The sequence below is a fragment of the Novosphingobium olei genome, from assembly GCF_012927405.1.
Taxonomy (GTDB): Bacteria; Pseudomonadota; Alphaproteobacteria; order Sphingomonadales; family Sphingomonadaceae; genus Novosphingobium; species Novosphingobium olei.
In genome coordinates this window covers 1-5,031 of sequence record NZ_JABBGM010000033.1, presented here as the reverse complement: position 1 = coordinate 5,031, position 5,031 = coordinate 1, and the positions used below count along the sequence as shown (strand labels likewise).

Sequence of the window (5,031 nt, the reverse complement as noted above, 5' to 3'; positions counted from 1 at the left end):
CGATCAGCCTCGACACCACCGGGAAGGTGGGCGGGAATTAATCGGAATGGGGGGGCGGGATCAGGTCGGAATCCCGGGCGGGAATTCCTCGGAATGGCGGGCGGTATCATTTCGGAATCCGCATGCAGAGCCGGCAAACCACCGATGTGGTGCTGCAGGCGCTGCACATGGCGGTCTGGCGGCGCAAGCCGAAGCACCGGGTGCTGATCCATTCGGACCAGGGCTCGCAGTTCACCAGCATGGACTGGGCTGCGTTCATCCGGGCTCACAGTCTTGAGCACTCGATGAGCCGACGCGGCAACTGCCACGACAACGCGGTTGCCGAGAGCTTCTTCTCCTCGCTCAAGCGCGAACGCATCCGCCGCCGCACCTATAAATCCCGCAAGGAAGCCCGGCAGGACGTATTCGATTACATCGAGATGTTCTACAACCCGGTTCGCAAGCAGGTCAGGAACGGGATGCTGTCACCCGTCGAGTTCGAACGGCAGCAGATTTTGAAAGCGGAAGGCGTCCAGAAAACTAGGGGCTACTCAAATATCCTATCTCGGTGTCCGCCAAACCGGCAGCAGGCCAGTAACCACAGCCGGTGTCCGGCTCCAAGCGCGTGCTCAAACCACCACTCGTCCTGCGATCATCTGATCACTTGACGGTATGAAATCGTAAGATAGTGTGTTGATTTGTCGCACCTAGAGGGCGCCTTGGACATGGCTAGCTTGTGCTAACATCCGATCGTCATAGCCATGGAAACAATAGGGTTGTTAAAGTGAGGCAAAAATAAAATAATAGGAGAGGATATCATAATGTTAATGAAAAAAAAGGCTTTGTTGGTTTCGGTCTGCAGCGCGGCCATTGCACTGCCAGCGCACGCCCAGGAGGCAGCCGATCGCCCCGACCCCACTGAAATCATCGTCACCGCGCAACGCACTAGCCAGCGCCTGCAGGATGTTCCAGTAGCTGTTTCAGCATTTTCTAATGAGCTTCTTGAGAAGCAGCAGATCAAGAACCCGCTGGAACTGCAGCTTGCGTTGCCAAACACGACTATCACGTATGGCAATTTTTCGGCAACCAATATCACAATCCGCGGAATCGGTTCACCTGTGGTTGCAGCCTCAGGCGATGCCGGCGTCGGTATCCACTTCAATGATATGCCCTTGGTGGCGAGCCGCATTTTTGACTCTGAGTTCTATGATATTGAGAGACTCGAGGTTCTCCGTGGACCGCAGGGCACTCTATTCGGACGCAACGCTACGGCTGGCGTTTTCAACATTATTACAGCGAAGCCTGATCTATCCGGCTTCAAAGCTTCTGGCGAAGCATCATATGGCAATTACGATGCGGTCCAAGCAAAGGGTATGGTCAACTTGCCCCTCTCCGATATTGCCGGAGTTAGATTTTCCGGTATGTATTTGAAGCGCGATGGTTACACGACAAATATTAACACTGGCAATAAAATTGATGGGCGTGATTACTATTCTTTGCGGGGATCGTTCAAGATTGAGCCGAGTGATAGCACGCGCTTCACATTATCAGCTCAATATTTTAAAGAAGATAGCAACCGGTCAAGAGGGCAGAAACAACTTTGCGCGACGGATCCCACGGCAATTCTCGGCTGCCGACCAGACAGTGAGGCTTTCGGCGCAATTAATGGCGATGCGACAGCAGTAGGGACTTTGGCTAGCCGTGAGTTTCTGACCATTGCGGGTTTTGGCCCGCTTGCCGCTTTTGCACTGGGTAGCGTCTATGCCGACGACGGGAACGCCTACGATACGTCCATTAACCCCTCTGACGTTCGCAAAGTTGCCATCGACTATGAGCCGACTTGGAAGTCGGAGCAAATTACAATTCAAGCTGAGCTTCAGCAGAAGTTTGGAAATTTGACGGCGACAATAAATGGTGGTTATTCTCGAAGCGATTATAGTTCTACCCTAGATTATAATTTGACAACTACGCGCAGCATCCTCGACAATCCAGGCCTTGTCGCACTCCGCGCAGCCGGGGCGGGCGGGAATCCTATCGCTAATGCTATTCTCAATTCCGGTGTGTTTCGCGGTAATCAAATTTGCTCGTCAAGATTTGACCCTCTGGATGCAGGATACCTAGCTGGGCGTATTTCTCAGTGCAGCAATAACACAAATGAGAACGATTACTCGGGAGGCCACAACGAACAGTGGTCCATTGAAGGTCGCATAGCCTCAGATTTCGATGGGCCTTTCAATTTTCTCTTGGGCGGCCTCTATTTGAAAGCCACTGGGAGAGATATTGATTACGCGGTGATGGCTTCCGGGTTTGACTATATGTCTGCATTCCTCGGGGCCGTTACGGCATATGGCGCCGGCTTGCCATCCTTGAATTATGGCATGGGCCCTCCCTTCTTCCACAGCGACACCAGTCGTTCGGAGTTGAAGACCTACGGCATTTTTGGTGAGGCGTATGTTAAGCTTGCTGACAACCTGAAACTGACCGGCGGTCTGCGTTATTCAAACGATAAAAAATTTATTAGGGCTCGTCAGCCATTTTTAAACGTACTCACGCCCTTTGGCACCAGCGATGTAACTGCACTTCTCCGTAATTTTGATGGCGACAGTTCGAAGCCAGGTCAGCAGACCTTCGCCGAACAGCAAGGAACTTTTGATGCTCTTACGGGACGTGTAGTTCTTGATTGGAAACCTGAACTTAGCTTCACCCGCGACACACTGGTATATGCCAGCTATACAAGGGGCAACAAACCTGGCGGCTTCAATCCACCTTACGATCCCAATCTTTTCCCACCGATCCCTCTCACATTCAAGGGGGAAACAGTTGATGCTTTTGAAATCGGCACCAAGAATACATTTTTAGGGGGCGGCCTACAGCTTAATGCTACAGCGTTCTACTATAAATATAAGGATTTTCAGGTCAGTAGAATTATCAATAGAACCGCATTCAATGATAACACCAACGCAAAAATTTACGGCGTTGAGCTCGAGACTATTATCCGCCCCTCTCGGGCATTTACAATTAATGCGAGTCTGTCCTACCTCAAGACCAAGATATCGGATTTTAGTACAGTTGACACTCGAGACCCTGCCAACGGGCGTTCGGATGCTGTAATTATCAAAGATTTGCAAAGTGCGGCAAATTGCGTTGTTGCGCCTACGGTTAAGGGTAGCGTGCCTATTGAAAGCACCCTTGCTCTCGTCAATGGTTTCAATGCAGCAGCGGGTGGTGGGTTGATACGGCCAGCAGTGCAGGTCCCTGGGACCAATTCCTACGGCGCTTTCTCGCTATGTGGGGCACTGGGGTCGTTCATTCGCGATAACACCCCTGCCGGTACATACCTCTTTGACGCAGGCGCTGGGGGCGGCTTTTTCCTCCCTGGGGGCGTAGAACGAAATATAAGAGGCAACGAACTTGCAAATTCACCAAATTGGAAGTTCTCAGTGGGTGCTCAGTACGATGCCGAACTTGGCGGTGGATGGGTGATTTCGCCGCGGCTAGACTTGCACTTTACCGGAAATTCGTGGGGCAGCAACTTCAATACCATTCGGGACAAGATTCCATCTTATGAAATTGTTAATGCTCAGTTCACGCTGACAAGTCCGGAAGACCGGTTCTTCGCACGCGCCTTTGTTTCTAACGTTTTTGACACACAGGCAATTACCGGAAAATACATCACCGACCCATCGTCCGGACTTTTCACGAACATATACACTCTTGACCCAAGAACGTACGGTATTTCTGCAGGATTTAAGTTCTAAGACAATTACATTCTCATTTTCGACCAATTAATCGGTTACTTATTATGAGATTCTGGAATTAAATTCTGAGTTATCCTAATTGACTATTACCCCTGATAGTCATATCATAAAATCGAGCCCTTTCAGGCTCGCTCCAGAACTGGGTCGTGCGGCTGCACGGCCCTTTTTTGTTAGAGACTGACGTGATGTCGTGGACGACCTCCCCACCAGCGTAGCTGTGCGATGATGTGGTCGTTGTAAGGTAACCGTTGCATGGGCCCCACGTATCGGGGCGGGGTGCTGAGCGAGTAGACCAGCGTGCTGAAGTGGAGAGCACGCGATGGCCTATGATTTTACCGACGAGTCCAACCGGGATTTGACCTGTGCATCGCACAGTGCGGCGACGGATTTAACCGGCGATGCGATGGTGGTTCGGCGGCGGCATGAGCGTTGGCCAAATGAGGAGCGTGCGCGGATTACGGCAGAGAGCTTTTCGCCGGGAGTGTCGGTTTCGCAGGTTGCGCGCCGCAACGGCGTGAGCCTCGGTCTGCTGCATTACTGGCGGCGTCAGGTTCGGGCGAGCGGCGCGGTCGAGGAGTTGCGCTTCGTGCCTGTCGCCGTGGCGCAACCGGTGGCTTGTGGATCGGGCAGGCTGGAGTTGACGATCGGCGATGTCACTGTCCGCATCGACGGGGATGTGGCGGTGCATCGGTTACGTGCGGTTCTGGAGGCGATCCGGGGATGATCCCGGCTGATTCATTGTCCTTCGTGATGAGCGGAGGCGGTTATGGCGGGGCAGCCGGGTTTCTTTGATCTTTCCGATCGTTACGAAGCGTTGAGCGCGGCGGGTGATCCGCTTGAGCGGTTGGCGGCCGTGGTGGACTTCGAGGTTTTCCGGGGGGCGCTGGTGGCCGCTCTGCGGCGCAGTGTCCACCGCAAGGGCGATCGGCCGCCATTTGACCCGGTGCTGATGTTCAAGATCCTGGTGCTGCAGGCGCTCTACTCGTTGTCGGACGAAGCGAGCGAGTTCCAGATCAAGGACCGGCTGTCGTTCCAGCGGTTCCTGGGTCTCGGGCTCGACGGCACGGTCCCGGACGCGACGACGGTTTGGCTGTTCCGGGAGCGCTTGGTACAGGCCAGGGCGATCGACAAACTCTTTGCTCGCTTTGACGCCGCGCTGAAGGATCGGGGCTAGAGCAAAATCCGATCAATTTGGTTCGTATCCTGCGGCGGTGAAGTAATTTGCACATTCGTTGGGTGTGAAGCGTGGCAGAGCGTCGCGGATCGCGTCCCATAGTTCTGTCACCGACCGGGC

General features: G+C 53.4%; 2 protein-coding genes and 3 pseudogenes. 4 read left to right on the top strand and 1 reads right to left on the bottom strand.

Annotated features, from left to right (window positions below):
* Positions 1–113 precede the first annotated feature (113 nt).
* From HHL27_RS22035 to HHL27_RS22020, 4 genes and pseudogenes are all read left to right on the top strand, one after another.
* A pseudogene (locus HHL27_RS22035) lies at positions 114–512 on the top strand (IS3 family transposase); the annotation flags it as partial.
* A 288-nt stretch (positions 513–800) separates the two neighbouring features.
* Positions 801–3,737, top strand: a complete 2,937-nt coding sequence (locus HHL27_RS22030; RefSeq protein WP_240960250.1) for a TonB-dependent receptor — start codon at positions 801–803, stop codon at positions 3,735–3,737.
* 319 nt (positions 3,738–4,056) lie between these two features.
* Positions 4,057–4,461: an IS66-like element accessory protein TnpA gene (tnpA, locus tag HHL27_RS22025; protein WP_169495506.1), complete on the top strand. Its 405-nt coding sequence runs from the start codon at positions 4,057–4,059 to the stop codon at positions 4,459–4,461.
* Between the two features lie 42 nt (positions 4,462–4,503).
* Positions 4,504–4,908 (top strand): annotated as a pseudogene (locus tag HHL27_RS22020) (transposase); the annotation flags it as partial.
* A 15-nt stretch (positions 4,909–4,923) separates the two neighbouring features.
* Here the strand turns inward: HHL27_RS22020 and HHL27_RS22660 are convergent.
* Positions 4,924–5,031: pseudogene (locus HHL27_RS22660) on the bottom strand (IS630 family transposase); the annotation flags it as partial.

Bases quoted from the DNA above. Each gene is read 5' to 3' on its own strand.
- tnpA (WP_169495506.1), top strand. From the start codon at position 4,057: ATGGCCTATGATTTTACCGACGAGTCCAACCGGGATTTGACCTGTGCA.
- HHL27_RS22030 (WP_240960250.1), top strand. From the start codon at position 801: ATGTTAATGAAAAAAAAGGCTTTGTTGGTTTCGGTCTGCAGCGCGGCC.